Annotated in this window: 24 protein-coding genes; 10 read left to right on the top strand and 14 right to left on the bottom strand. The window is 43.8% G+C overall.

Going from position 1 to position 23,925, the window contains the following annotated elements:
- Positions 1-165 precede the first annotated feature (165 nt).
- From DQM55_RS04210 to zwf, 4 genes are all read left to right on the top strand, one after another.
- Positions 166-303 carry an SPJ_0845 family protein gene (locus tag DQM55_RS04210; protein WP_004192860.1) on the top strand — a complete coding sequence of 46 codons (138 nt, stop codon included), beginning with the start codon at positions 166-168 and terminating at the stop codon, positions 301-303.
- Entirely contained in the window at positions 300-1,205 is a 906-nt protein-coding gene (locus DQM55_RS04205; protein ID WP_004192862.1) for a permease, read from the top strand. Before DQM55_RS04210 ends, DQM55_RS04205 begins: the two co-directional genes overlap by 4 nt.
- Complete coding sequence (locus tag DQM55_RS04200) at positions 1,202-2,020, top strand: TIGR03943 family putative permease subunit (protein ID WP_111675570.1); 819 nt, start codon at positions 1,202-1,204, stop codon at positions 2,018-2,020. The genes DQM55_RS04205 and DQM55_RS04200 overlap by 4 nt, the downstream gene beginning before the upstream one ends.
- A 174-nt stretch (positions 2,021-2,194) precedes the next feature.
- On the top strand, positions 2,195-3,655 hold the full coding sequence (zwf, locus tag DQM55_RS04195; protein ID WP_111675569.1) for a glucose-6-phosphate dehydrogenase: 1,461 nt from the start codon (positions 2,195-2,197) through the stop codon (positions 3,653-3,655).
- A gap of 50 nt (positions 3,656-3,705) precedes the next feature.
- On the opposite strand, the gene ftsY is transcribed toward zwf, so the two are convergent.
- From ftsY to yycF, 9 genes are all read right to left on the bottom strand, one after another.
- Complete coding sequence (gene ftsY, locus DQM55_RS04190) at positions 3,706-5,226, bottom strand: signal recognition particle-docking protein FtsY (protein ID WP_111675568.1); 1,521 nt, start codon at positions 5,224-5,226, stop codon at positions 3,706-3,708.
- A gap of 3 nt (positions 5,227-5,229) precedes the next feature.
- Positions 5,230-6,048, bottom strand: coding sequence for a Cof-type HAD-IIB family hydrolase (locus DQM55_RS04185; RefSeq protein ID WP_111675567.1), 819 nt, complete (start codon positions 6,046-6,048; stop codon positions 5,230-5,232).
- Positions 6,048-6,842 carry a Cof-type HAD-IIB family hydrolase gene (locus DQM55_RS04180; protein WP_002899943.1) on the bottom strand — a complete coding sequence of 265 codons (795 nt, stop codon included), beginning with the start codon at positions 6,840-6,842 and terminating at the stop codon, positions 6,048-6,050. Before DQM55_RS04180 ends, DQM55_RS04185 begins: the two co-directional genes overlap by 1 nt.
- A 1-nt stretch (position 6,843) precedes the next feature.
- Positions 6,844-10,380 (bottom strand): chromosome segregation protein SMC, encoded by a 3,537-nt coding sequence (smc, locus tag DQM55_RS04175; RefSeq protein WP_111675566.1) that lies wholly within the window; start codon positions 10,378-10,380, stop codon positions 6,844-6,846.
- Entirely contained in the window at positions 10,371-11,069 is a 699-nt protein-coding gene (gene rnc, locus DQM55_RS04170; protein ID WP_111675565.1) for a ribonuclease III, read from the bottom strand. The genes smc and rnc overlap by 10 nt, the downstream gene beginning before the upstream one ends.
- A 121-nt stretch (positions 11,070-11,190) precedes the next feature.
- The gene (locus DQM55_RS04165) at positions 11,191-11,550 is read right to left on the bottom strand and encodes a DUF454 family protein (protein ID WP_002894940.1); all 360 of its coding nucleotides are present in this window, start codon (positions 11,548-11,550) and stop codon (positions 11,191-11,193) included.
- A 91-nt stretch (positions 11,551-11,641) separates the two neighbouring features.
- On the bottom strand, positions 11,642-12,442 hold the full coding sequence (locus DQM55_RS04160; RefSeq protein ID WP_111675564.1) for an MBL fold metallo-hydrolase: 801 nt from the start codon (positions 12,440-12,442) through the stop codon (positions 11,642-11,644).
- Positions 12,443-12,451: 9 nt separating this feature from the next.
- Positions 12,452-13,801 carry a cell wall metabolism sensor histidine kinase VicK gene (gene vicK, locus DQM55_RS04155; protein WP_002899938.1) on the bottom strand — a complete coding sequence of 450 codons (1,350 nt, stop codon included), beginning with the start codon at positions 13,799-13,801 and terminating at the stop codon, positions 12,452-12,454.
- Complete coding sequence (yycF, locus tag DQM55_RS04150; RefSeq protein WP_002894937.1) at positions 13,794-14,495, bottom strand: response regulator YycF; 702 nt, start codon at positions 14,493-14,495, stop codon at positions 13,794-13,796. The genes vicK and yycF overlap by 8 nt, the downstream gene beginning before the upstream one ends.
- Positions 14,496-14,835: 340 nt before the next feature.
- Between yycF and DQM55_RS04145 the strand changes: the two genes are divergently transcribed.
- The 5 genes from DQM55_RS04145 to DQM55_RS04125 all read left to right on the top strand — a co-directional run bounded on the left by DQM55_RS04145 (position 14,836) and on the right by DQM55_RS04125 (position 18,246).
- On the top strand, positions 14,836-15,597 hold the full coding sequence (locus DQM55_RS04145; protein ID WP_111675563.1) for an amino acid ABC transporter ATP-binding protein: 762 nt from the start codon (positions 14,836-14,838) through the stop codon (positions 15,595-15,597).
- 14 nt (positions 15,598-15,611) lie between these two features.
- A complete protein-coding gene (locus DQM55_RS04140; RefSeq protein ID WP_111675562.1) occupies positions 15,612-16,424 on the top strand; it encodes a transporter substrate-binding domain-containing protein in 813 nt (270 codons plus the stop codon).
- 12 nt (positions 16,425-16,436) lie between these two features.
- Entirely contained in the window at positions 16,437-17,117 is a 681-nt protein-coding gene (locus tag DQM55_RS04135; RefSeq protein WP_111675561.1) for an amino acid ABC transporter permease, read from the top strand.
- A 10-nt stretch (positions 17,118-17,127) separates the two neighbouring features.
- Complete coding sequence (locus tag DQM55_RS04130; RefSeq protein ID WP_049547961.1) at positions 17,128-17,787, top strand: amino acid ABC transporter permease; 660 nt, start codon at positions 17,128-17,130, stop codon at positions 17,785-17,787.
- A gap of 108 nt (positions 17,788-17,895) precedes the next feature.
- Entirely contained in the window at positions 17,896-18,246 is a 351-nt protein-coding gene (locus tag DQM55_RS04125) for a hypothetical protein (RefSeq protein WP_111675560.1), read from the top strand.
- 86 nt (positions 18,247-18,332) lie between these two features.
- Here the strand turns inward: DQM55_RS04125 and DQM55_RS04120 are convergent, their stop codons facing one another.
- On the bottom strand, positions 18,333-18,710 hold the full coding sequence (locus tag DQM55_RS04120; protein WP_002899930.1) for a carboxymuconolactone decarboxylase family protein: 378 nt from the start codon (positions 18,708-18,710) through the stop codon (positions 18,333-18,335).
- Between the two features lie 77 nt (positions 18,711-18,787).
- Between DQM55_RS04120 and DQM55_RS04115 the strand changes: the two genes are divergently transcribed.
- Positions 18,788-19,150: a MerR family transcriptional regulator gene (locus DQM55_RS04115; RefSeq protein ID WP_111675559.1), complete on the top strand. Its 363-nt coding sequence runs from the start codon at positions 18,788-18,790 to the stop codon at positions 19,148-19,150.
- A 54-nt stretch (positions 19,151-19,204) separates the two neighbouring features.
- Here DQM55_RS04115 and thrS read toward each other — a convergent pair whose 3' ends face one another.
- The 4 genes from thrS to DQM55_RS04095 form a co-directional block, all read right to left on the bottom strand.
- Entirely contained in the window at positions 19,205-21,148 is a 1,944-nt protein-coding gene (gene thrS, locus DQM55_RS04110) for a threonine--tRNA ligase (RefSeq protein ID WP_111675558.1), read from the bottom strand.
- A complete protein-coding gene (locus DQM55_RS04105) occupies positions 21,141-21,785 on the bottom strand; it encodes an AAA family ATPase (protein WP_172454712.1) in 645 nt (214 codons plus the stop codon). Before DQM55_RS04105 ends, thrS begins: the two co-directional genes overlap by 8 nt.
- Before the next feature lie 265 nt (positions 21,786-22,050).
- Entirely contained in the window at positions 22,051-22,530 is a 480-nt protein-coding gene (locus DQM55_RS04100; RefSeq protein ID WP_111675557.1) for a hypothetical protein, read from the bottom strand.
- A gap of 71 nt (positions 22,531-22,601) precedes the next feature.
- Positions 22,602-23,924, bottom strand: a complete 1,323-nt coding sequence (locus DQM55_RS04095) for a glycosyltransferase family 4 protein (protein ID WP_111675556.1) — start codon at positions 23,922-23,924, stop codon at positions 22,602-22,604.
- Position 23,925 lies beyond the last annotated feature (1 nt).

Below are 23,925 nucleotides of genomic sequence, written 5' to 3'. Positions count from 1 at the left end.
TATCACAAGTGCTTTGAAAGATAGGCTATTTTAGAACTATTTAGTACTATTTGTACAAAAAAATTTAGGGTAAATCAGCGACAAGAAGTCCCTTATGTTTCAAAATTTCATTTTTTGATGATTGGTAGTATAATAGAATTATTATTTTAGAAATGAGGTGCCTTTATGGCTGTTAAATTTACTAGATCAGACGATTTGGACAAGATGTTCGAGGAGTTTGCTACCCTACCCAAGATGGAAAAGGTAGAATTCCCTGAGGAAGACAAGAAAAGATCTAAAAACGAGAAGGATAAGAAAGAATGAGCTTCTTCTCTCAGTTGCCGGCCAGTGTCCTGCAAGCCGGTGCCATCTTTCTCTCCATTATCATTGAGGCCCTGCCTTTTGTCTTGATTGGAAGTATCATTTCTGGCTTTATCGAGGTGTATGTCACGCCAGACAAGGTTTATCGTTTCCTACCCAAGAACAAATGGGCTCGGATTTTCTTTGGAAGCTTGGTTGGTTTTGTCTTCCCATCTTGCGAGTGCGGAATTGTTCCCATTATAAATCGGTTTTTGGAAAAGAAAGTTCCCAGTTACACGGCTGTGCCCTTTCTGGTAACGGCTCCGGTCATCAACCCCATTGTGCTCTTTGCGACCTACTCAGCCTTTGGTAATTCCTTCCGAATGGCTCTGCTTCGTGCTTTAGGTTCTATGGTAGTGGCTATTCTTTTAGGGATTTTTCTGGGCTTCTTTGCAGACAGCAATATCCAAAAAGAAAATCGCAAAGCAGTCCATGAGCATGACTTTTCACATCTCAGCAAGGGGCAAAAGTTTTTTCAGGTCTTTGTGCAGGCCATTGACGAATTTTTCGATACTGGTCGCTATCTGGTCTTTGGCTGTCTCTTCGCCAGCCTGGTTCAGGTCTATGTGCCAACCAGAATCTTGACCTCCATCAGCTCAACACCAGCTGTTGCTATTCTCCTGCTCATGCTGCTGTCCTTCCTGCTCTCACTTTGCAGCGAAGCTGATGCTTTCATCGGGAGCTCCTTGATTGCTAGCTTCGGCTTATCGCCAGTCTTAGCTTTCTTGGTCATTGGGCCTATGCTAGATGTCAAGAATCTGCTGATGATGAAAAACTACTTTAAGACACGCTTTATCTGGCAATTTATCAGCTTGGTTACCGTCGTCGTCTTTCTTTACTCTTGGCTCGTGGGGGTGGTGCTATGATTCGATTTCTAATCTTAGTCGGCTACTTTGAGATCACCATGTACCTACAGCTGACAGGCAAGCTCAACCAATATATCAATCTCCACTACTCCTATCTGGCCTACTTGTCTATGATTCTATCTTTTATCTTGGCAGTTGTGCAGCTCATCATCTGGATGAAGAAGATGGATGTCCACAGTCATTTAAATACTCGCTGGGCAAAACTGGGTAGCATACTGCTCCTTATCATCCCACTCTTTGTAGGAATTTTCTTTCCAACTGTTACCTTGGATTCAACAACAGTTTCTGCTAAAGGATTTCATTTTCCACTGGCTGAAGGAACTTCGACAGCTGTTCAGCAGGACGAAGGTACTACCAGTCAATACCTGAAGCCGGACACTAGCACCTACTTTACCAAAGGGGCTTATGAAAAAGAAATGCGAGCAGTTGCCAAGAAATATATCAAGCAAGATACCATTCAGGTCACGACTGAAAATTACATGGAAGTAATGGAAGTTATCTATGATTATCCAGATGAATTTGTTGGTAAAACACTTGAATTTACTGGTTTTGTCTACAATGACCCGAGCGATCAGAAAAGTCAATTTCTCTTTCGCTTTGGTATCATCCACTGTATTGCTGACTCTGGAGTCTATGGCCTCTTGACAACTGGAAATACCCAGCATTTCGAGAATAATACCTGGATTCATGCCAAGGGGAAAATTGCCATGCATTACCATAAAAGTCTGGGACAAAGCCTGCCAACTCTAGAAGTTGAAAGCTTTGATAAGGTAGAAAAACCGGAAAATCCTTACGTTTATCGGGTATTTGAATAAAGAAAACGAGGCTGGCACAATCGTGTCTTAGCCTCATTTTTTATCTTTGAATATGTTTCAAGCAGCGGTCAATTTCTTTCTATTTGTCTCCCTTTTCAGAAACCGAATTTCTGAATACAATCTTTAGAAAAATTGTGATAAAATAGAGACATCATTTAGAAAATAGGTATCAGGATGTCTTCAAAAGTTATTGTAACAATTTTCGGAGCCAGCGGTGACTTGGCCAAAAGAAAACTCTATCCATCCCTCTTCAGGCTCTATAAGTCTGGCAATCTTTCCAAGCATTTTGCAGTCATTGGAACAGCCCGCCGGCCTTGGAGCAAGGAGTATTTTGAGTCTGTCGTTGTCGAAGCAATCGCTGATTTAGCTGACAGTCCAGAGCAAGCCCAAGAGTTTGCCAGTCACTTCTACTATCAAAGTCATGATGTGCAGGATACCGAGCACTACATTGAACTGCGCAAGCTTCAAAACCGACTCAATGAGCAATACCAAGCTGAGCACAATAAACTCTTCTTCCTGTCCATGGCACCCCAATTTTTCGGTACCATTGCCAAACACCTCAAGTCTGAAAATATCGTAGACGGCAAAGGCTTTGAACGTTTGATTGTCGAAAAACCTTTCGGGACAGACTTGGCAACTGCCAGCCAACTTAACGAAGAACTCTTAGCGGCCTTTGATGAGGAGCAGATTTTCCGTATTGACCATTACCTAGGCAAGGAAATGATTCAGAGCATCTTCGCTATCCGCTTTGCCAATCTTCTCTTTGAAAACATCTGGAATCGTGACTACATTGACAATGTCCAGATTACTTTTGCTGAAAAGCTAGGTGTCGAAGAACGTGGCGGTTACTATGACCAGTCCGGTGCTCTACGAGATATGGTGCAGAATCATACTCTGCAACTCCTGTCACTCTTAGCTATGGACAAGCCGAAAAGCTTTAGCAAAGAGGACATTCGGGCAGAGAAAGTCAAAGTTTTTGAACGCTTGGTACAGCCCGATAAAAAAGACTTGAAACGCTTCTTTATCCGCGGTCAATATAAGTCTGGCACAGTCAAAGGCAAGAAATACATCTCCTACCGGAGCGAGCCTAATGTCAATCCTGACTCTATGACCGAAACCTTTGCTTCAGGAGCTTTCTTCGTAAATAGCGAGCGCTTCCGTGATGTTCCATTTTTCTTCCGAACTGGTAAACGCCTCACTGAAAAAGGCACTCTTGTCAATATCGTCTTTAAGCAAATGGAGTCTATCTTTGGTGAGGAATTAGCACCAAATGTTCTGACCATTCATATCCAGCCGACTGAGGGCTTCTCTCTCAGCATGAATGGCAAAGAGGTCGGCGAACGCTTCAGCTTAGCTCCCCTTTCTCTGGACTACCGGACAGACGCAACAGCTAGTGGTGCATCCCCTGATCCTTACGAAAAATTAATCTTTGACGTCCTTAACAATGACTCAACCAACTTCAGCCACTGGGATGAAGTCCGCTCCAGCTGGGAGCTGATCGATCAGATTGAAGAGCTCTGGCGTAGCAATGAAGTGCCTCTCCATGAGTATCCTGTCGGTTCTATGGGACCAGATGCTTCCTTTGAACTCCTTAGAGAATTTGGCGCTGACTGGCAGTGGTCTCCAAATAAGTAAGATTTAAAAATTGTTCATAAAAAACCAGTACTCGTACTGGTTTTTTTGTTTTATACCAAGCCTTCAAGCAGGCCTTTCATAAAGTTCTCTGAGTTAAACTCACCGATATCATCAATCTTTTCTCCAAAGCCAATCAGCTTCACTGGAATATCCAATTCCTGACGAATGGCTAGTACAACCCCGCCTCGAGCTGTTCCATCAATCTTTGTCAGTACAATTCCTGTGACTGGAGTTATTTTAGAAAATTCCTTGGCCTGAACCAGAGCATTCTGACCGGTTGAAGCATCGAGAGCTAAGAAAGTTTCATGTGGTGCTTCTGGATCCACCCGCTTAATAATGCGGCCAATTTTCTCCAGCTCAGCCATGAGGTTGTCCTTATTTTGCAGGCGGCCAGCCGTATCAATCATAAGAACATCAACCTGCTCTGCCTGAGCACGCTCCATTCCGTCATATACGACACTGGCAGGATCGCTCTTCTCAGGCCCCGTTACTACGGGAACATCTACGCGCCGACCCCATTCAGCCAGCTGAGCTACTGCTCCAGCTCGGAATGTATCTGCTGCTACCAACATGACCTTCTTGCCTTGTTGTTTGTACTTATAGGCTAGTTTACCGATAGAGGTAGTCTTGCCGACTCCGTTAACCCCGACAAAGAGCATGACAGTCAAACCGCTTTGGAAATTGATTTTTTCATTAAAGCGGCCATCTTTCTCATATATGTCCACCAATTTTTCAATAATCAGCTGACGCAGAGCAGCTGGTTTTTTAGCATTTTCCAGACGAGCTTCATAGCGTAGTTCCTCAGTCAGACTGGAAGCCACTTGAACCCCTACATCACTAGTGATGAGAAGCTCTTCCAAGTCTTCGAAGAACTCTTCATCTACTGAGCGGAAATTAGCAAAGAAGGCATTAAGCCGTGCTCCAAACCCTGTCCGAGTCTTCTTTAGGCTGCGGTCATATTTTTCCTGAGTGGATTCCTCTTGAGGAAGTTCTGCAGGCTCTTCTGTAGCTCCTGCTTCTGATTCTTCAGCAACATCAGCTGCTTGGTCTACCTGTTCTGATTCTGTTAGTGACTTAGCTTCTGTTTCTGGCTCGAACTCATTATTTGAATCAAATAGTACTTCGCCATTAGAAACAGCTTCATGTTCAACATGAGGTGATGCTTCATCCGATAGGTTTGTTTGTTCAACAAGTTCTTCTATCGTTTCGTCACTGCTTTCAGACTGGTGCTCTTCTAGAGTTTCTTCAGTCTGACTTGCTCCTTGAGCCATTTCTTGATTTTCTGCAATAATTTCTCTTTCATGCTCTGGCTCCTTGCTTTCTTCTTGGATGGCTTGAGATGCTGGCTCTTCAACATCAGCCAAACTATTTTTTGTATCCGAAATTTGGTCATCAAGTTGCTGCTCGCCTTGGTAGGACTGAACAGCTTCCGCTTCAAAATTTTCTCCTGCTTCTGGAACAGGCGCTGTTTCTTCTTCAAGCTCGTCAATGTTTTCCAATGCTTCCTTGACAACTTCTTCAATCGGCGGTTCTTGTTTTTTTCGGCCGAAAAGGCGGTCAAATAATCCCATCGGCTAATCCTCCTTTAGTACATATTCTTCAATAGCCCAAGCCACTGCATCCTCATCATTGGTCATAGGTGTCACCACATTGGCTGCTTCTTTGACGATGGCTACTGCATTCTGCATAGCCACTCCCAGACCAGCCCACTCAATCATAGACAGATCATTGGCTTCATCACCACAGGCCATGACTTGACTTCTCTCAATACCTAAATGGGCAATCAGTTTCTCCAAACCATTAGCCTTATGGACATTTTTAGGGGACCACTCCAGCAGCATTTCTCTAGATTTAAAAATCTCATAGCGCTCAAATAATTCCGGTGAAATTTGCTCAATAGCCGCATCCAGTGGTTCTTGAGCATAAGCAGTGACACATTTATTATAAGTCTGCTGGCTGGACAAATCACTAAAATCAATGGACTCAAAGGTCAGAGCTGGATTAAACTGAGCATAAAGCGAGTCTTGATCGGATTGAATCTGATAGACAAGTCCTTCGCAGATAGCATCAAGAGGGATATGGAGCTTGTCTGTTTCCTCATAAATCCGAACCACATCATCATAAGAAAAGACTGTTTTATCAAGAATTTCTCCAGTGTTGCGCTGAACAAGTCCCCCATTAAAAGTAATGGTGTACTCATCTTCTCGACCGTCTGTTCCCAGCTCATGCAGGAAAAAGTCCATAGCCTTAAGGGGACGGCCAGTAGTCAGAACTACCTTAACTCCCTTGGCCTGAGCTGTTTTTAAAGCTACTAAATTGCGCTCAGAAATCTTCTTGTCTGAAGTCAGAAGAGTTCCATCCAAGTCCAGAGCAATCAGTTTTATATCTGCCATTATAATCCCTCCATGTAAGTGATAACCGACTGAGCATCATGGTGGCCGATGACTTCCTTGGCCACTTCTAAAATCTCAGGGCGAGCATTTTCAGTCGCAATCGGATAGCCAGCCACCTGCATCATGTGCAAATCATTGAGATTATCACCAAAAACCATGACTTGAGAAAGATCTATGTCTAGCTTCTTGGCCAACTCGACAATGGCAACCCCCTTATCCACATGGTCCAGAACGATGTCAATCGACTTGTAGCCAGTTGTCATGGCCTTGACTCCGTCGATATTCTCATTGACCCAAGCTTCGCCAGCTGCGACTTGGTCCTCAGCAAAATTGGTCGTAAACTTGAAAATATCATCGTCGATGTCAGCCAAGCTCGCTACTTTTTGAATGTTTTCATTATAATGAGCACTGAAAGAAAGATAGGTCGGATCCACAGTCTCCAAGACATAGCAGGCACGTTTGCCCGTCAAAAGCAGCTCATTGACATTGACATAGGGTGATTCCTGCAGCTTGTCAAAAACCTTGAGGTAAAAGTCCCGAGGCATAGTTGCTTCATAGAGGTCCTCGCCATGAAATTCCACTAAACTGCCGTTTTCAGCAATAAAAATAATCTCATTGCGCACTTCCTCAAACAGCTTTTCCAGCGACAAGAGGCCGCGTCCGCTAGCCACGGCAAAATACATACCTTTTTCCTTGAAGCGAGTCAAAACTTGCTTGAGACGATCCATATCAAACTGACCTTTACTGTCTAAAAAGGTGCCATCCATATCCGTTGCTACTAATTTTATACTCATGTTACATACTTTCTAAATCTTTTAACTTGACCGAGACAATCTTGGAAACCCCAGACTCCTGCATGGTAACTCCGTAAATAGAGTCTGCAGCTGACATGGTTCCCTTACGGTGAGTGACCACGATGAACTGGCTGTCCTTGTCAAATCGATTGAGATAATCCCCAAAGCGTTTAACATTAGCCTCGTCCAGCGCTGCTTCTACCTCATCCAAGATGACAAAAGGAATGGTCTTAACACGGATGATAGAGAAAAGCAGAGCCAAAGCTGACAAGGCCTTCTCGCCACCGCTCATCAGATTGAGCGACTGGATCTTCTTGCCCGGTGGCTGTACGGAGATTTCTACACCTGCCGTCAGCAAGTCTCCCTCCGTCAATATCAGGTCTGCCGAACCACCGCCAAACATCTGACGGAAAGTCACCTTGAAGCTTTCACGAATGGCTTCAAAGGTTGATTTAAAGCGTTCCTTGACTTCGTCATTCATCTCTTCAATCGTCTCTAAGAGCAGATTTTTGGCTGATAGGACATCGTCTCGCTGTTCGTTGAGGAAGTTCAAACGATTGCTGACTTCTTCAAACTGCTCAACTGCTTCCAGATTGACTGGACCTAAAGCTCGAATGGCTTTTTCCAAATCCTTAACCTGGCTTTCAGCAGCTGGCAAACTTTCTAACGGACGAGCCTGGCTGCTTGCTTCTTCGAAACTCATCTGATAGTCATCTGTCAGATTGCTTGCCAGACGGCGCATGACATCCATGAGCTTATCCTTTTCTGCCTCTGCCTTGGCTTGCCGACGAATCAATTCTTCATTTTGATGGCGGGCTTGCTCCAAACGACTGGCAATATCATCAGACTGACCTTCCAGATCTTCAAGCTCAAATTTCAGACGAATCAGCCTTTGATCTAGCTCAGTCTTTTCTTGCTTGGCGGCCTCTAATTGCTCTTCCAGGATTGTAATATCGACCTTTTGCAGGCTGGACTGCTCCTTTTGCTCCATCAAGAGTTCCAAGGTCGCCTGCTCTTTTACAAGGCTAGCTTTTTCCTCGGACAGACGTTCCAAGTCATTCTTTTCAAAGCGTTGGTTGGAGGTCAGCTCTGTACGCTGGAGCTTGAGTTCAGCTAGACGAGAGGAAAGCTTGTCAAAACGAGCCTGAACTGCATCTTTGTTCGACTTAACCTGCTCTATTTCTGCAGTGATGTCTGCTTTTTCTTGCTCAATTTCGGTCAAGCGGGTCAGCAGTCGGTCTTTCTCTTCTGAAATATCCAAAGCAGATTGACAAGCCAACTCTTGCTCCTGTAGATTTTTCAGACTTGTGAGTTCTTCTACACGCTTGGCTAACTGTTCATAGGCCAGATTAGCCTTTTGCTCAGCCAAGCGGGCCTGCTCACCGTCTGTCTTGATTTGTTCCAATACCTGCTTAGCCTGACTTAGCTGGTTTTGCAGAATTTGCACCGCTTCTTCCTGCTCTTTCAAGCTGACATTTTTCTGCTTAATCTCCTCAAGCAAAGCATCTAGCTCCGGCTTGATAAAGATGGTATTGTTATTGCGGTTGGCACCACCGGCATAGGAACCGCCAGTCCGAAGCTCTGTTCCATCCAAAGTCACCATGCGAACCTGATAGCGCACTTGATGAGCCGCTGCTCGGGCATGCTCCACTGTATCAAAAATAGCGGTCGTTCCCAGCAGATTTTGAAAAATGCTGTCTAACGATGACTCATAGGTGACCAAAGAAGAAGCCAGTCCCAGAAAACCAGCACTTTTTTCAATCGTAGCACGGTTATGGTCAGGCAGCTGACGCGGCTTGATGGTTGTTAAAGGCAGGAAGGTTGCCCGGCCAGCTCGATTTTTCTTCAGAAATTCGATAGCCCGAGTCGCAGCCGCCTCATCTTCTACGATGATATTCTGACTGCTGGCTCCCAACGCAATTTCCAGCGCTGTCTGATAGTGGGGATCGAAGCTGAGTTTTTCGCTGACTGCTCCAACAATGCCACCCAGTCGGCCAGCTTCCTGCAGCACACTCTTGACCCCAGCATAGAAATTGCTGTGATTTTTGAGAATGGCTTCCAAACTATTAGAACGTGCCTGCTTGTTTTTGAGGTCGTCCAAAAGCTCAAACATCTTAGTCTGCTGATGCTTATAATCAGCCTCTAGCTTCTCTACCAACTGAACCTGACTTTGGTAGTCTGCTAGTAGATTCTTGAGGGCTTGGCGAGCAATTTCCAACTCCTCCAAACCAGCCTGCTCCTGAGTCTGACTAGCTTCCAAATCAGCCTGTAGCTTAGCATAGTCTGCTTTCTTGCTCTCAGCCAATTTAAGCTCGCTAGCCAGCTGGCTCTCCAGAGAAGTCAAGTCATTAGAAAGATTTGCCTCTTCCTGCATGAGCTTGACATACTGCTCACGCAGATGCTCAATCAGCTGATCCGGATCATCTGAAAAGTCTGCTAATTCTGCTTCCAAAGCAGCGATAGACTCCTCATTGTCAGTCAGTTGGGCAGCTATTTGGCTCAATTCAGCCTGCTTGTCTTCTATGTTGCTTTCTATCTGAGCCAGTTTTTCTGACAAAGCAGCCAAACGCTCTTCATTTTCCCGGCGGCTCGTCGCTGCCTGACTGGACTCCAACTTAGAAAGATCAATCTGACGCTCCAAATCACTGATTAAGCGGGTCAATTCCAGCAAACTAGCTTGATCATCAGACAAAGTTTGATTGAGCTCATGGCGCTTGGCCTTCAAGGTTTGGTTTTCAACTTCCAGCTCATCTCGCTTGCTGTAGTAGGCTGCCAGCTCCTGCTGGATATTCGTCAAATCTTCTTCAGCCTTGATCAACTTTTCCTTATTAGCTGTCAGCTGAGCGACCAAAACATCCAAGTAAAGCTCTCGGCGCTGGCCATCCAGACTCAAGAAGCGCTTAGCAGTTTCAGCCTGCTTCTCCAAGGGCTTGACCTGGCTCTCCAGCTCGTAGATAATGTCTTCCAGTCGATCCAGATTATCCTGAGTTTGACTAAGCTTGCTTTCCGTTTCCTTACGACGTGTCTTATACTTAAGCACTCCAGCAGCTTCTTCAAAGATTGCCCGACGTTCCTCTGGCTTGCTGTTGAAGATTTCCTCAACCTTCCCTTGGGAAATGATGGAGAAGGAATCTCGTCCCAGTCCAGTATCCATGAAGAGATCATGGACATCGCGCAGACGGACCTTTTTGCCGTCAATCTTATACTCACTATCACCGCTGCGGTAAATGTGACGCTCCACCCGAATCTCATTGGCAGCATCCTTGATAAATTGGTCACTGTTGTCCAGAACCACTACCACGGATGCGTAATTGAGTGGCTTGCGGGTTTCTGTTCCCGCAAAAATCACATCGGGCATCTTGCCGCCCCGCAGACTTTTCACACTGGACTCTCCCAAGGCCCAGCGCAGGCTCTCCGTAATATTGGACTTGCCGGAACCGTTTGGCCCAACAACCGCTGTCACTCCCTGATCAAAGACAACTTTAGTCTTATCAGCAAATGACTTGAAGCCCTGAATTTCAATTTCCTTTAAAAACATGAAGAACTTTCCTTTTCAAATGCGTTTTTAGCAGCTTCCTGCTCGGCCAGCTTTTTAGAACGCCCCTGGCCTTGACCGGACTTGCGGCCATTGATGAGAACAGCCACCTCGAAATTTTTGGCATGAGCCGGTCCTGTCTCGGAGATGACCTGATAGGTAATTTCCACATCACCATTAATCTGCAGCAACTCTTGCAGCTTGGTCTTATAGTCCGTCACCCGCTCAAAATCTCCCGCTTCCACCTTGGGAATCATGACTTGATAGAGAAAGCTTTTGACTGCTTCCACACCCTTATCTAAGAGCAAAGCGCCTAAAAAGGCCTCAAACAAATCTCCTAAAATCGTATCACGATTCCGGCCGCCAGACTTCTCCTCACCGCGTCCCAGCTTGATAAAATGATCAAACCGACAATCACGGGCAAAGCCTGCCAGGCTCTCTTCCCGAACAATCATGGAACGCAGCTTGGACAAGTCGCCCTCTGGTCTCTTAGGATATTTGGTATAAAGATACTCCGAAATAATCAGTTGCAGAACAGCGTCTCCTAAAAATTCCAAGCGTTCATTGTGTGAAATTTTTAAGAGGCGGTGCTCATTGGCATAGCTCGTATGGGTAAAAGCCGTTTCCAACAAGGTCTCATCAGCGAAAACCAAGTCAAACTGCTCCAGCAATGCTTTTTTCAAATTTTCCATTACTATTTTACATCATGCTGACTTCAGTCAGATAAGCAGCACGATACCTTTTCCTTTCCAAAGATATACAGTCTCTATTATAACAAAAAACAGGCGCAAACGCACCTGCTGACAATGATTTCTATTCCTTATCTGGAATTACTTTAAACAAATAATAGGTGATAAAAATGGTCAGACCCAACAGTCCAATCTTGACCCAAATAATAGGCGCTAGAAAAATGGAAATCCCCATCAAGATATAGATGGAAATAATAATCTTTTTCTTTCGCTCCTTGGCAATCGTTCCCGTCTCTCGAAAATCTGCCACATAGGTCTGATACATCTTTGTATGATAGAGCCAATTCTCAAAACGCTTGGAACTGCGTGAAAAGCAGGCAATGGACAAGAGAAGAAATGGTGTCGTCGGCAGGAGAGGAAGAAAAATTCCCAAAACACCTAACCCTAAAGATAATAGACCTATCACAAAGTAAATTGGTCGCATACAAGCTCCTTTGCAAAATAAAACCGTTACTTTTTAAATATATAATGGATATCGCACTAGAGCAATAAAACCAAACCTTTTGCTTTGATTTCTAAATACTCGTCAAAGGCGTTGCGGTATCAGGCGAGGTATCATAGACTTGGAAGTCGTGACCGACTGCCATATCGGCTTGAGCCAGCTGATTGACCATGGTCATGTGGGCCAATTCTTTGATATTATTTTCCTTACTGAGATGTCCTAGATAGATTCGCTTGGTGCGATTGCCCAGAGTCCGAATCATGGTCTCCGCTCCGTCTTCATTAGACAAGTGACCCATATCCGACAGAATTCGCTGCTTGAGACTCCAAGGATAGGCACCGCTGCGAAGAATTTCAATATCATGGTTGCTCTCAATCAAGTACCCGTCAGCATTTTCGATAATCCCAGCCATCCGGTCACTGACATAGCCCGTATCCGTCAGCATGACAAAGCTTTTGTCATCCTTCATGAAGCGGTAAAATTGTGGACAGGCTGCGTCATGACTGACACCAAAGCTCTCCACATCCAAGTCTCCAAAGGTCTTGGTCTTGCCCAATTCAAAGATATGCTTTTGACTAGCATTCAGCTTGCCCAAATCCTTTTCCATAGCCTTCCAAGTGGCCTCATTAGCATAAATATCCAGATGATACTTGCGGGCCAACACTCCAACGCCATGAATGTGGTCCTTGTGCTCATGAGTCACTAAAATGGCATCCAAATCCTCAGGCTTGCGGCCAATTTCGCTCAGCAAGCTCGTAATTTTCTTGCCTGATAAGCCAGCGTCAACCAGAATCCGCTTTTGGTCTGTTTCCAGATAGAAACAATTACCGCTTGATCCTGACGCCAAAATACTGTATTGAAATCCTTTAGTCATGTTTACTTTCTATATATCATCTTCATTATCCCAGTCGTCATCCCGGACGCCATCATTCTCATAAGGCAAGACAATGGTAAAGGTCGAGCCCACACCATACTCACTCTTAGCCCAGATAAAGCCCTGATGCTGCTTGATAATTTCCTTAGCAATGGCCAACCCCAGACCCGTTCCGCCCTGTGCGCGGCTGCGTGCCTTGTCCACTCGATAAAAGCGATCAAAAATCTTAGGCAGGTCCTGCTTGGGAATCCCCAGACCTTCATCCGCAATTGAGAGAATCAACTGCTCATCCGTTGTCTTGATGGAAACAGTAATGGTTCCACCATCTGGTGAATACTTGATGGCATTGTTCATGATATTATCAATGACCTGGGTCAGCTTATCTGTATCAATCTCCACCCAGATCGGTGTTATCGGATAATCACGGATAATCTCATATTTCTTAGTCTCGTCTTGGTTTTTTATCTTGTCAAAGCGATTGAGGATAAAGGTAATAAAAGCCGTGAAATTCGTCAGCTCCACTTCTAGATGACTGGTCTCATTGTCAATGCGTGACAAGCTGAGCAAGTCCGTCACCATCCGCATCATGCGGTTGGTTTCATTGAGCGATACCTTGACAAAGTCCGGTGCTACTGGCTCAGACAAGGCTCCCTCATCCAGGGCTTCCAGATAGGACTTAACACTGGTCAGCGGAGTCCGCAACTCATGGCTGACGTTGGAGACAAAGAGGCGACGCTCCCGCTCTTCCTTGTCCTGCTCGGTCGTATCATGCAAGACAGCTACCAAACCAGAAATGAAGCCCGACTCCCGCCTTACCAAGGCAAAGCGAACCCGCAAGCTCAAGTACTCACCATTTTCATCCTGAGAATCTATCGTCAGCTCAGGAACATTGGTAATCAGGTCCCTCAAATCATACTCGTCTGAAATCGAAAGCAGATCCAAAATACTCATATTTTGGACCTCATCTCTCTTAACTCCCAACTGCTTAGTTGCCATATCGTTGATAGTGATAATCTGTCCCCGGCGGTTGGTCGCAAGCACGCCATCTGTCATATAGGACAGGATACTGGAAAGGCGTTTTGTTTCTTGCTCAAGGTTTTCATGTGTCAGTCGAATGACCTCTGAAAGATCATTGATACTGTTGGTCATATCTGTGATTTCTGGACTTCCCTGCATATCCAGCACTTCAGAATAGTCCCCTGCAATCAAATCTTTAACCTTTTGATTAAGCTGTACAAGCTTTTGGTTATCACGGCGATTTTCCAATAAAAGCAAGGCCACAACTACAATGAAGCCGATAATAATGATTGCAAAGACAAAATCCGCAGAAATCACAAATTGTTTAATTGCTTCAATCATTATTTCTCATATAATAGCCAACTCCGCGGCGAGTCAAGATATACTCAGGTCGGCTTGGCGTATCTTCAATCTTTTCACGCAGGCGGCGAATGGTCACATCCACTGTACGGACATCGCCAAAATAGTCATAGCCCCATACTGTTTCCAGCAAGTGCTCACGTGTCATCACTTGACCGATATGTGTCGCCAAATGGTGAAGCAGTTCAAACTCACGGTGGGTCAGCTCCAGCTCCTTGCCATGCTTCTTAGCAACAAAAGCATCTGGCAAAATCTGCAGTTCTCCAATGGTCAACTCGTTCGGGCCACTTTCTTCTACTTGATTTTCCACAACAAGGTCTGCCCGACGAAGAAGTGCCTTGACACGCGCCTGCAGCTCACGATTTGAGAAAGGCTTGGTCACATAGTCATCTGCACCTATTTCAAGGCCGATAACCTTGTCAAACTCACTGTCCTTAGCGGACAATACAATAATCGGCACATTGCTGGTCTTGCGAATAGTCCTAGCAACTTCCAGTCCATCCACTTCTGGCAGCATCAAGTCCAGAATCAAGATATCTGGCTGTTCTGCTTCAAACATTTCCAAAGCTTCCTTACCATCAAAGGCAGTCAAAACCTCATAGCCTTCTTTAGCCATATTAAACTTAATAATATCTGAGATTGGTTTCTCATCATCTACAACTAATATTTTCTTCATATGTTCACCTTAACATAAGATTGGGATTGAATCAACTCCATGATAGAAAAGTTGTGACATAGTCAGCTAAGTCGTCCTGCATCAAAACGTGCAAAAGGCAATCTAGTTTGCCTAGCTAGACTCCCAATCCAATTTTATTTATTTATATAGTCTTATTATACCAAAGTTTTCTTAAAAAACACTAATTCAAGCCATTTTTATTCCACATTTGTAGAAAATGGACGATTCTCATCCAAAAAAATTTTTCTCAGAATAAAAATAGTCATTTTTATTCAATTTGACAGTTTATTTATTCTATGGTAAAATCTATGTCATATTATCTAACACAAAGGAGAAAGATATGGCTTTAGTTGAATTTAAAAATGTCGAAAAGTATTACGGAGACTACCATGCTCTGCGCAATATCAATCTCAGTTTTGAAAAAGGGCAAGTAGTTGTACTGCTGGGACCATCCGGCTCAGGAAAATCTACTCTTATCCGTACAATCAACGCTTTAGAAGGTATTGACCAGGGAAGTTTGATTGTCAATGGCCACGAGGTCGTGAACGCTGCTGCCAAAGATCTGGTCAACTTACGCAAAGAAGTCGGAATGGTCTTTCAACATTTTAATCTTTACCCCCACAAAACGGTGTTAGAAAATGTCACTTTGGCGCCTATTAAAGTTCTAGGAATGGATAAACAAGAGGCTAAAAAAATCGCTCAAAAATATCTAGAATTTGTCAACATGTGGGATAAGAAAGACTCTTACCCAGGCATGCTGTCCGGTGGACAAAAGCAAAGGATTGCCATTGCCCGTGGTTTAGCTATGCATCCTGAGCTCCTGCTCTTTGATGAACCAACTTCTGCCCTGGACCCTGAAACAATCGGGGATGTTCTGGCTGTTATGCAAAAATTAGCCAAAGACGGCATGAACATGATTGTGGTCACACACGAAATGGGATTTGCCCGTGAGGTAGCTGACCGCATTATCTTCATAGCAGATGGTGAAGTGTTAGTGGATACTACTGATGTTGATGCTTTCTTTGACAATCCTACCGAACCACGCGCTAAGCAGTTTCTCAGTAAAATTATCAACCATGAGAGTGATAACGTGCTTTCTTAAAAAGGAGAAGACCTATGAAATTACAAAAAATACTCATCAGCCTACTCTTACTCCTTCTGACTCTAGGCTTTATTAATGCTGTTCCTGCACAAGCCGATTCCAGTACCAGCCAACAGGTCAAGGCCATCCAAAAACGCGGTGTCCTCAATGTCGGTGTCAAGCAGGATGTACCTAACTTTGGTTACCTCAATCCTGATAGCAATACTTACAGCGGCTTAGAAATCGATATTGCAAAGAAAATTGCTAAGGAACTAGGCGTCAAAATCAACTACGTCCCAGTTACTGCACAAACACGCGGACCACTTCTGGACAATGGACAAGTTGACATGGTCATTGCGACCTTTACCATCACAGACGAGCGTAAGGAAATCTATAATTTCACAACCCCTTACTACACAGATGCTTCTGGTTTTTTGGTTAATAAATCCAGCAAAATTACAGACGTCAAGGACTTGAATAACAAGACTATCGGCGTCGTTCAAGGCTCTATCACTCAGACCTTGCTGGAAGAAATCGCCCAAGAGAAAAAACTCAACTTCAAATATGTGGAGTTAGGTTCTTATCCGGAACTTGCTGTTTCCTTGCGGGCTCACCGTATTGATGCCATTTCTGTTGACAAGTCCATCCTGACCGGCTATGTAAGCTCCAAGTCAAACATTTTGGATTACAGCTTCAAAAAAGCCGATTATGGTGTGGTAACAAAAAAATCCAATACTCAATTGAATGACTATGTAGATGGCCTAATCTCTAAATGGAAGGAAAACGGCAGTCTACAGAAACTTTATGACAAATATGATTTAAAACCATCTGCTTCAACAGATGATTAGAAAGGAGACCCCATGAGTTTTAGTATTTCTTCTTGGCAGTCCTACTTTGCGGACTTTGGCAAGTTTTTCCAAGGATTCCTCTTTACCTTGGCTATTTCTATTGGTGCCCTGATCTTGGCTCTTTTACTAGGGATTTTCTTTGGAGCTATCAGCACAGGTAAGCATAAAGTTCTACGTGGCCTAGCTCGTGTTTTTGTTGAGTTTTACCAGAATACACCACTCTTAGTGCAATTTGTAATTGTCTTTTACGGTCTTCCGCTAGTCAGCAATTACACCATCATGCCCTCAATCTATTGGACTGCGGTCCTTTGTGTAGGACTGTATCACGGTGCTTATATCGCTGAAGTCATCCGCTCAGGTATCCAGTCCATTCCTCGCGGACAGACCGAAGCTGCACTATCTCAGGGCTTTACCTATGTAGAAACCATGCGATACATCATCCTGCCCCAAGCTTTTCGGATTATCCTGCCACCGCTAATCAATCAGATCGTCAATCTGATAAAAAATACATCTACCGTCGCTATTATCTCTGGTATGGATCTGATGTTCGTGACCAAGTCCTGGTCTGCTCTGAACTCCAACTACATCCCAGCCTTTGCTGGAGCAGCTTTGCTCTACTTCCTCCTTTGCTTCCCAATCGCCAGCTGGGGACGTAGGGTAGAGGAAGCCAATAAACAAGCTTACAGCATCTAAGGAGGTCTCTATGGAAAATATTTTAAAAGTCTTAACCACAAACAACCTCCTCTTTATCCTTAAGGGGCTCTGGCTGACACTGCAAATTTCTTTCATTTCCATTGTCCTATCCACGATTTTTGGAACTATTCTAGCCGTCATGCGAAACGGAAAAAATAAACTGCTCAAGCTGATTGCCAGCATTTACATCGAATTTGTCCGTAACGTACCCAATCTGCTCTGGATCTTCACTATCTTTTTAGTCTTTCAGATTAAGTCAACGCCAGCCGGTATCATCAGCTTCACTGTCTTTACTTCTGCTGCTTTGGCAGAAATTATCCGGGGCGGTCTCAATGCCATTGACCCAGGTCAGACTGAAGCTGGCTTATCTCAAGGATTTACTCAGTTTCAAATTCTGCGTTATATCATCCTACCTCAGGCTATTCGGAAAATGCTGCCAGCCATCATTTCTCAGTTTGTCACAGTGATTAAGGATACCAGCCTTCTCTATTCTGTTATTGCGCTCCAAGAACTCTTTGGTTCTGCTCAAATTCTAATGGGACGCTATTTTGAAGCTGAACAGGTCTTCGCACTCTACCTACTAGTAGCAGCCATCTATTTCCTGATTAACTTCGCTATTTCCAGCTTCTCGCGCAAGCTATCCCAACGCTGGGCCCAAGCTGCAGAATAAGTAGCTCAGATACAGACCTACTGTGCAAAAGTTGAGTTTACCAACTCAGCTTTTTTATTTTTAATATTTGTGGTAGAATAATATCAAAGGATAGACAAGGAGAACGATATGAAAAAACTAACATGGCTTTTCATCACTTTCTTAACACTAATCTTTCTCAGTGCCTGCAGTCAGTACGCTAGCTTTCAGGGAAAATGGAAGGCTCAGAAAGCAAACGGCGAGGACATTGACATTGTCTTCAATGACAAGACCGGCAAGCTAGGTGATAAAGAATTTCACTATAAGATAGATAAGTCAGGCTATCAAGATAACACCAAATATTACAGTATCACTGTCAGCGATACCTATCACTACACCATCCTTTTCCCAGATGATGATATGAAAATAGCTACTCTTCTAGAACCTGATGACCCGTCTAGCGACCCTCTCTATGGGGAAATGCTCTATGCCATGAACTGAAATGAGTATCCTGATTTTGATGATTATGTGGATAAATACTTGAATTAAAATTAGAAAGACCACTGATGTAGTCAGCGGCCTTTTTATTATTCTTTTTTAAATAGTTTGTCAGCTAGAAAAACAGCATTTAGTACTCTAGGAAATCCAACGTAAGGGATGCACTGCAAAAAGCATTCTATAATCTTTTCGGGGGTTAAGCCAACATTTAAAGCCGCTTGAATATGTACTTCCAGCTGTGCTTCACAACCTCCCTGTGTCAAAAGGCTAGCAAGAGTGACGATTTCTCGCTCCTGTAGATTCAGTCCCTCACGACTATAGATATCACCAAAAGCAAATTCTACAATGTAGTCTCCTAGATCGGGAGCTATTTCTTTCAGAGAGGAAATGACCTTCTCACCGCCCTCACCATCAATCTGATTGAGTCTTTCTAATCCACGTTCAAATCGCTTATTTTTCATTTGCATTTACCTCCTTAAACGATTACAATGTCATTATAAATCTTAGACCATACTCTAAGTCAAGAAATCAAAGGAGGTTTTTTATGAAAATCGGTCTATTTGCCCAAAAAGTGAATTTATCAACGCATACGCTCCGATATTATGAGAAACGAGGATTGATTAAAGTTGATAGAGATCAAAGTGGTCAGCGTTTCTATGATGAGAACGATCTTGCTTGGGTTCAGTTTATCCAGCGTTTAAAAGATACGGGTATGCATTTGAAAGATATTCAGAGATATGCTGACTTGCGCTACCAGGGTGATGGCAGTCTGAAAGAACGCTTAGAAATGCTGCAGAAGCACCGCAGTTTTGTTCAAGAACAAATTAAAAATTGGCAAATGTCACTAAAAAAATTAGATAATAAAATTGAATGGTATCAAGCAGAAACCAGAAATCTTCCCAAATAGTCTATAAACGAAACCCGAGCCAATTACTCGGGTTTAATTGTTATCTAATAAATGCTACTTTTCAACGCGTGATTTGCTGGCAATGTCTGCTAAGATTTGCTCTACAAATTCATTTACTGGTATTGTATGTGTTTCTTTTTGACCGTAGCGGCGGACATTAACAGTACCGTCTTCTACTTCCTTGTCACCAACGATGAGCTGATAAGGAATCTTGCTAGTTTGTGAGGCACGAATCTTATACTGCATCTTTTCATTGCGCTCATCCACATCAGCACGGACACCCTTGTCACGCAGCTTCTTAGCTACTTGCCAAGCATAGTCAATATGTGCTTCGTTAGAAACAGGAATCAAAGTCACTTGATGCGGAGCCAGCCAGGTCGGGAAGGCACCCTTGTAATTTTCAATCAAAATGGCTGTGAAGCGCTCCATGGTTGAGATAACCCCACGGTGAATCATAACTGGGCGATGCTCTTCACCGTCTGCTCCGATATACTTGAGGTCAAAGCGCTCTGGCAAGAGAAAGTCCAGCTGGATAGTTGACAGGGTTTCTTCATTTCCTAGGGCTGTTTTGACCTGGATATCGAGTTTGGGACCGTAGAAGGCTGCTTCTCCTTCTGCCTCAAAGTAGTCCACACCCATTTCGTCCAAGGCTGCTCGCAGCATGGTTTGGGCATTTTCCCACATCTCATCGTTATCAAAATACTTATGCGTATCCTGAGGGTCACGAAGAGACAGACGGAAACGATATTCTGTCAAGTTGAAGTCAGCGTAAACGTCGATAATCAACTGCAGCGCCCGCTGGAATTCTTCCTGAATCTGCTCTGGCGTTACAAAGAGGTGACCATCGTTCAAGGACATTTCACGTACACGTTGAAGACCAGTCAGGGCACCAGATTTTTCGTAGCGGTGCATCATGCCAATCTCAGCAATACGGATTGGCAACTCACGGTAAGAGTGAACATGGTGTTTGTAGACTTGGATGTGGTGAGGGCAGTTCATCGGACGCAAAACAAACTCTTCCCCATCACCCATATCCATGGTTGGGAACATATCTTCTTGGTAGTGCTCCCAGTGACCAGAAGTCTTATAAAGCTCCACAGAAGCCAAAGGCGGAGTGTAGACGTGTTGGTAGCCTGAAGCCAACTCTTTATCAACGATGTAGCGCTCCAACTCGCGACGGACAGTCGCACCATTTGGCAGCCAGAATGGCAAACCTTGACCCACTTCTTGAGAAATCATGAAGAGATCCAGCTCTTTACCTAACTTACGATGGTCACGTTCTTTAGCTTCTTCCCGCATTTGCAGATATTTTTTCAGGTCTTTCTTATCAAACCAAGCAGTACCATAGACCCGCTGCATCATAGCATTGTCGCTGTTCCCGCGCCAGTATGCTCCAGCCACGTTCAAGAGGTGGAAGATTTGGATGCGACCTGTAGATGGAACGTGAGGACCACGGCAGAGATCCACATATTCACCCTGACGGTAGATGGTCAAACCGCCCTCATCTTCTGAGTGCTCTTCAATCAATTCCAACTTGTAAGGATCGTTTTTGAAAATTTCACGCGCCTCATCCTTGGTCACTTCCTCACGGATGGATGGGAAGTTTTCTTTGACGATTTTCTTCATTTCCTCTTCGATACGAGGCAGATCTTCATTTGAAATTTGCCCAGCTTCATTATCTGTATCGTAGTAGAAACCATCCTGAATGGCAGGACCAACACCCAAGTGAATATCTGGGAAAAGACGGCGAGCCGCTTGCGCAAACAAGTGAGCAGCAGAGTGACGCAAGATATCCAAAGCATCTTCGTGGTCAGGTGTCACAATTTCAATGGCACCATCTTCAGTGATGGCACGAGTTGTATCAATCAATTTACCGTTGAATTTACCAGCCAAAGCTTTTTTAGCTAGGGAATTGCTGATAGATTGAGCAATTTCAAAAGTTGTAACGCCAGATTCGAATTCACGAACAGCGCCATCTGGGAAAGTAATCTTAATCATGTATTTTCTCCTTTAATATTATATTGTTTCTGTTAAGCAATTTAAAGATTCGAGCAATCTCTTCCGCAGTCTGCTTTTCTGACTGACTACCATCTGTTATGAGACTAGAATAACCTAATTTCATCGCTTCCTTACGAACTATTTGGGTAAAAAGAATGTCTCGCTGCATCCAGTTTTCAAAAGCTTGCTCAGGATTGGTTGTTCCCTCTAAGACATAAGGAACCCATTCTCTCAGTCTATAATACTTTTTCTGAAAATCAGCTGTCGGAGTCAAGCATAGATAGGAAGACGCTGACCATTCAAGCTCCTTTACCAAGTGTGGCAAAAGTCCTGCCCCCTCAACCAAGAGTGGTCTATCTTGATTTTTTATCAAGTAAGATTTTACATAAGGAAAAATCTCTTCATAAAAACGCCATTCTTCATCTGCCATCTCTTCTGGATTTCTCATCCAGATTTGTTCCGGATTTCTGTCCTGTCTAAGAAGGCAAATCGGCTGTGAATCTGCACTTGCTTGATTCATCATCTCTTCTACCAAATCATCCAGCTTGATATGAAGTAGTTGATACTGTCTAGCAAGAAGTGAAGCAATTGTTGACTTCCCACTACAAGGCGATCCGCCAATCATATAAAGCACCATTCTTCCTCCTTCTGACAAAAGAAAAACGACATCCATAAAAGGACGTCGCAACGTGGTTCCACCTTCATTTATGCAAGTCAAAAGACTCACACCTCGAATCGGCTTTAACGTAGCCACCGTTTTATGTTTGCATAAAAGCTGATAGAGTAGTCCCAACTGCATCCTCTACGCGATTTCCAGCTCCACGCGCTCTCTAAAAGATTTCCTGCAGGTGATATGTCTCTAGAAAACATTATAGCACGATTGGAAAAATTTGCAAGAGCTATTAACCATCAAAACCAGAAAAACGATTTAGAGTCTCTTGACTCAAAGTGGCAGCTTGACGTTTTTTACGGTATTGCTCTGCCAACAGCATTCCTCCCAAAGAAAGGAATAACAAGACATGAATATCCCTAGCATTATAAAGCGTGGAAGTGATTGGATTATAAATCTTGTCTCCTGAGTAAAAAAGTCCGTCAAAAAAGTTTTTGAATAGATAATAATACTGAACCCCTGGAATCAAAAGAAGAAAGGGCAGTGAAAAACCTTGCATCCGAGTATTTATATAAACAATCACTGCACCAATCAAAGGAAGCAGCACAGCATAATAAAATAAATTAAGATTAGAAAGCCAGTTCAAATCGCTTCCCATACTTTCTGTATTATTTATAAAATATTGCCAAATTTGTTCCCAAATCAAGCCCGAACCAACGACAATGCCATAGAACAAAAGCAACAAAGGCAGCTGTTTGAGATATTTTTTCATAATATTTCTCCTCTATTTCTAAACAAAACCTTGCATAAATAGCTATTGCCGCAATGATGCAAGGCATGTTTCTATTCTAATAATTTAGTAATATTCCTGATTTTTTTCACTTGCTTAGTCGAAGCTTTGAGGATACGAACGGAGCCATTGATTGGTAGAGAAATGACTTTTCCAGGCAGATAGGCCACTGTCTTGGCCAGACGCTTGGCAGCACTTTCCTCTGGGCTAAGCTCGTTATGGAATTCCTTGGAAATGGTTAAATCTAGATAAAACTCATAGACTCTGCGGCCAAAATTCTCCGCTGAAATCTCGTAGAGCTTGTCTGCTAACTTCTGCTCATCCATATCAGGCGTCGCAATTATTGCCTCTAAAATAGCGCCTGATAAATCCCGCTCTTGATAATAAAGGGTTCCAAAAATCTTGTCACTGATAACATTATCCAAATAAGGATTGCCATGGGCAATAATCGGTGTACCGCTGGCTAAGCTTTCCAGATAAGTCAGACCTTGAGTCTCACTGGTTGAGGCAGAGATAAAGAAATCCGCAGCTTTATAGTAAAGGGCCGTATCACTAGGAGCAATCATCCCCGTAAAGATGACAGCTTCTTCAATCTGAAGCTTGGCAACCAGTTCTTTCAAGTCTTCCGCATAGGGACCGTCGCCGACAATGACCAACTTGACTTTGTCATTTTCTTCAAGGACGGCAGGCATCGCCTCAACGATAGCCTGGATATTCTTTTCATAAGAAATACGGGACAGACTGAGCAGCATAATCTCATCTTCAGCCAGTCCTAGCTTGAAACGGAGCTTCTTGATATCCTCACGCGAAATTTCCGGCCGCTCAAACTTCGCCAGCTCAATCCCTGTCGGAATCACCCGTTTTTCTGCTTCGATTTTATAATCAACCAAAAGGTCATAAACAATCTCGCTAGGGCAGATAACCCCATCCAAGTCACTCATGAAGCCACGGACGATGTACTTGACCATACTAGGACGGATGACCATCCCCTTGGCAATATAGTGCACATAATCCTCATACTGGGTATGATAGGTATGTACTACCGGAATCCGCAGCTCTTTGGCAATCCAAATCCCCAGCAGCCCTAGTGAAAACTCAGTCTGGGTATGGATAATATCCAGCCGGTACTGACGAGCAATTTCTAGCGCATGAGAAAAGCCTCGATAAGCCACTCTTCGGTCCTTAAAGGCAAAGAAAGGTACGCTGGGAATCCGAATAATCTGCCAATCCTCATAACGATTGACATCCTTGTCCGTCGTCGTAAAAATAAATACCGCGTGACCTAATTTTTCCAGCTCCGTCTTCAAAGTTCGAATACTGGTAGCAACCCCAGAGACCTGAGGAAAATAGGTATCTGTAAAAAGACCAATACGCATC

It is taken from the genome of Streptococcus sanguinis, assembly GCF_900475275.1.
GTDB lineage: Bacteria > Bacillota > Bacilli > Lactobacillales > Streptococcaceae > Streptococcus > Streptococcus sanguinis_N.
This window is presented reverse-complemented; position numbering and strand designations above follow the sequence as displayed.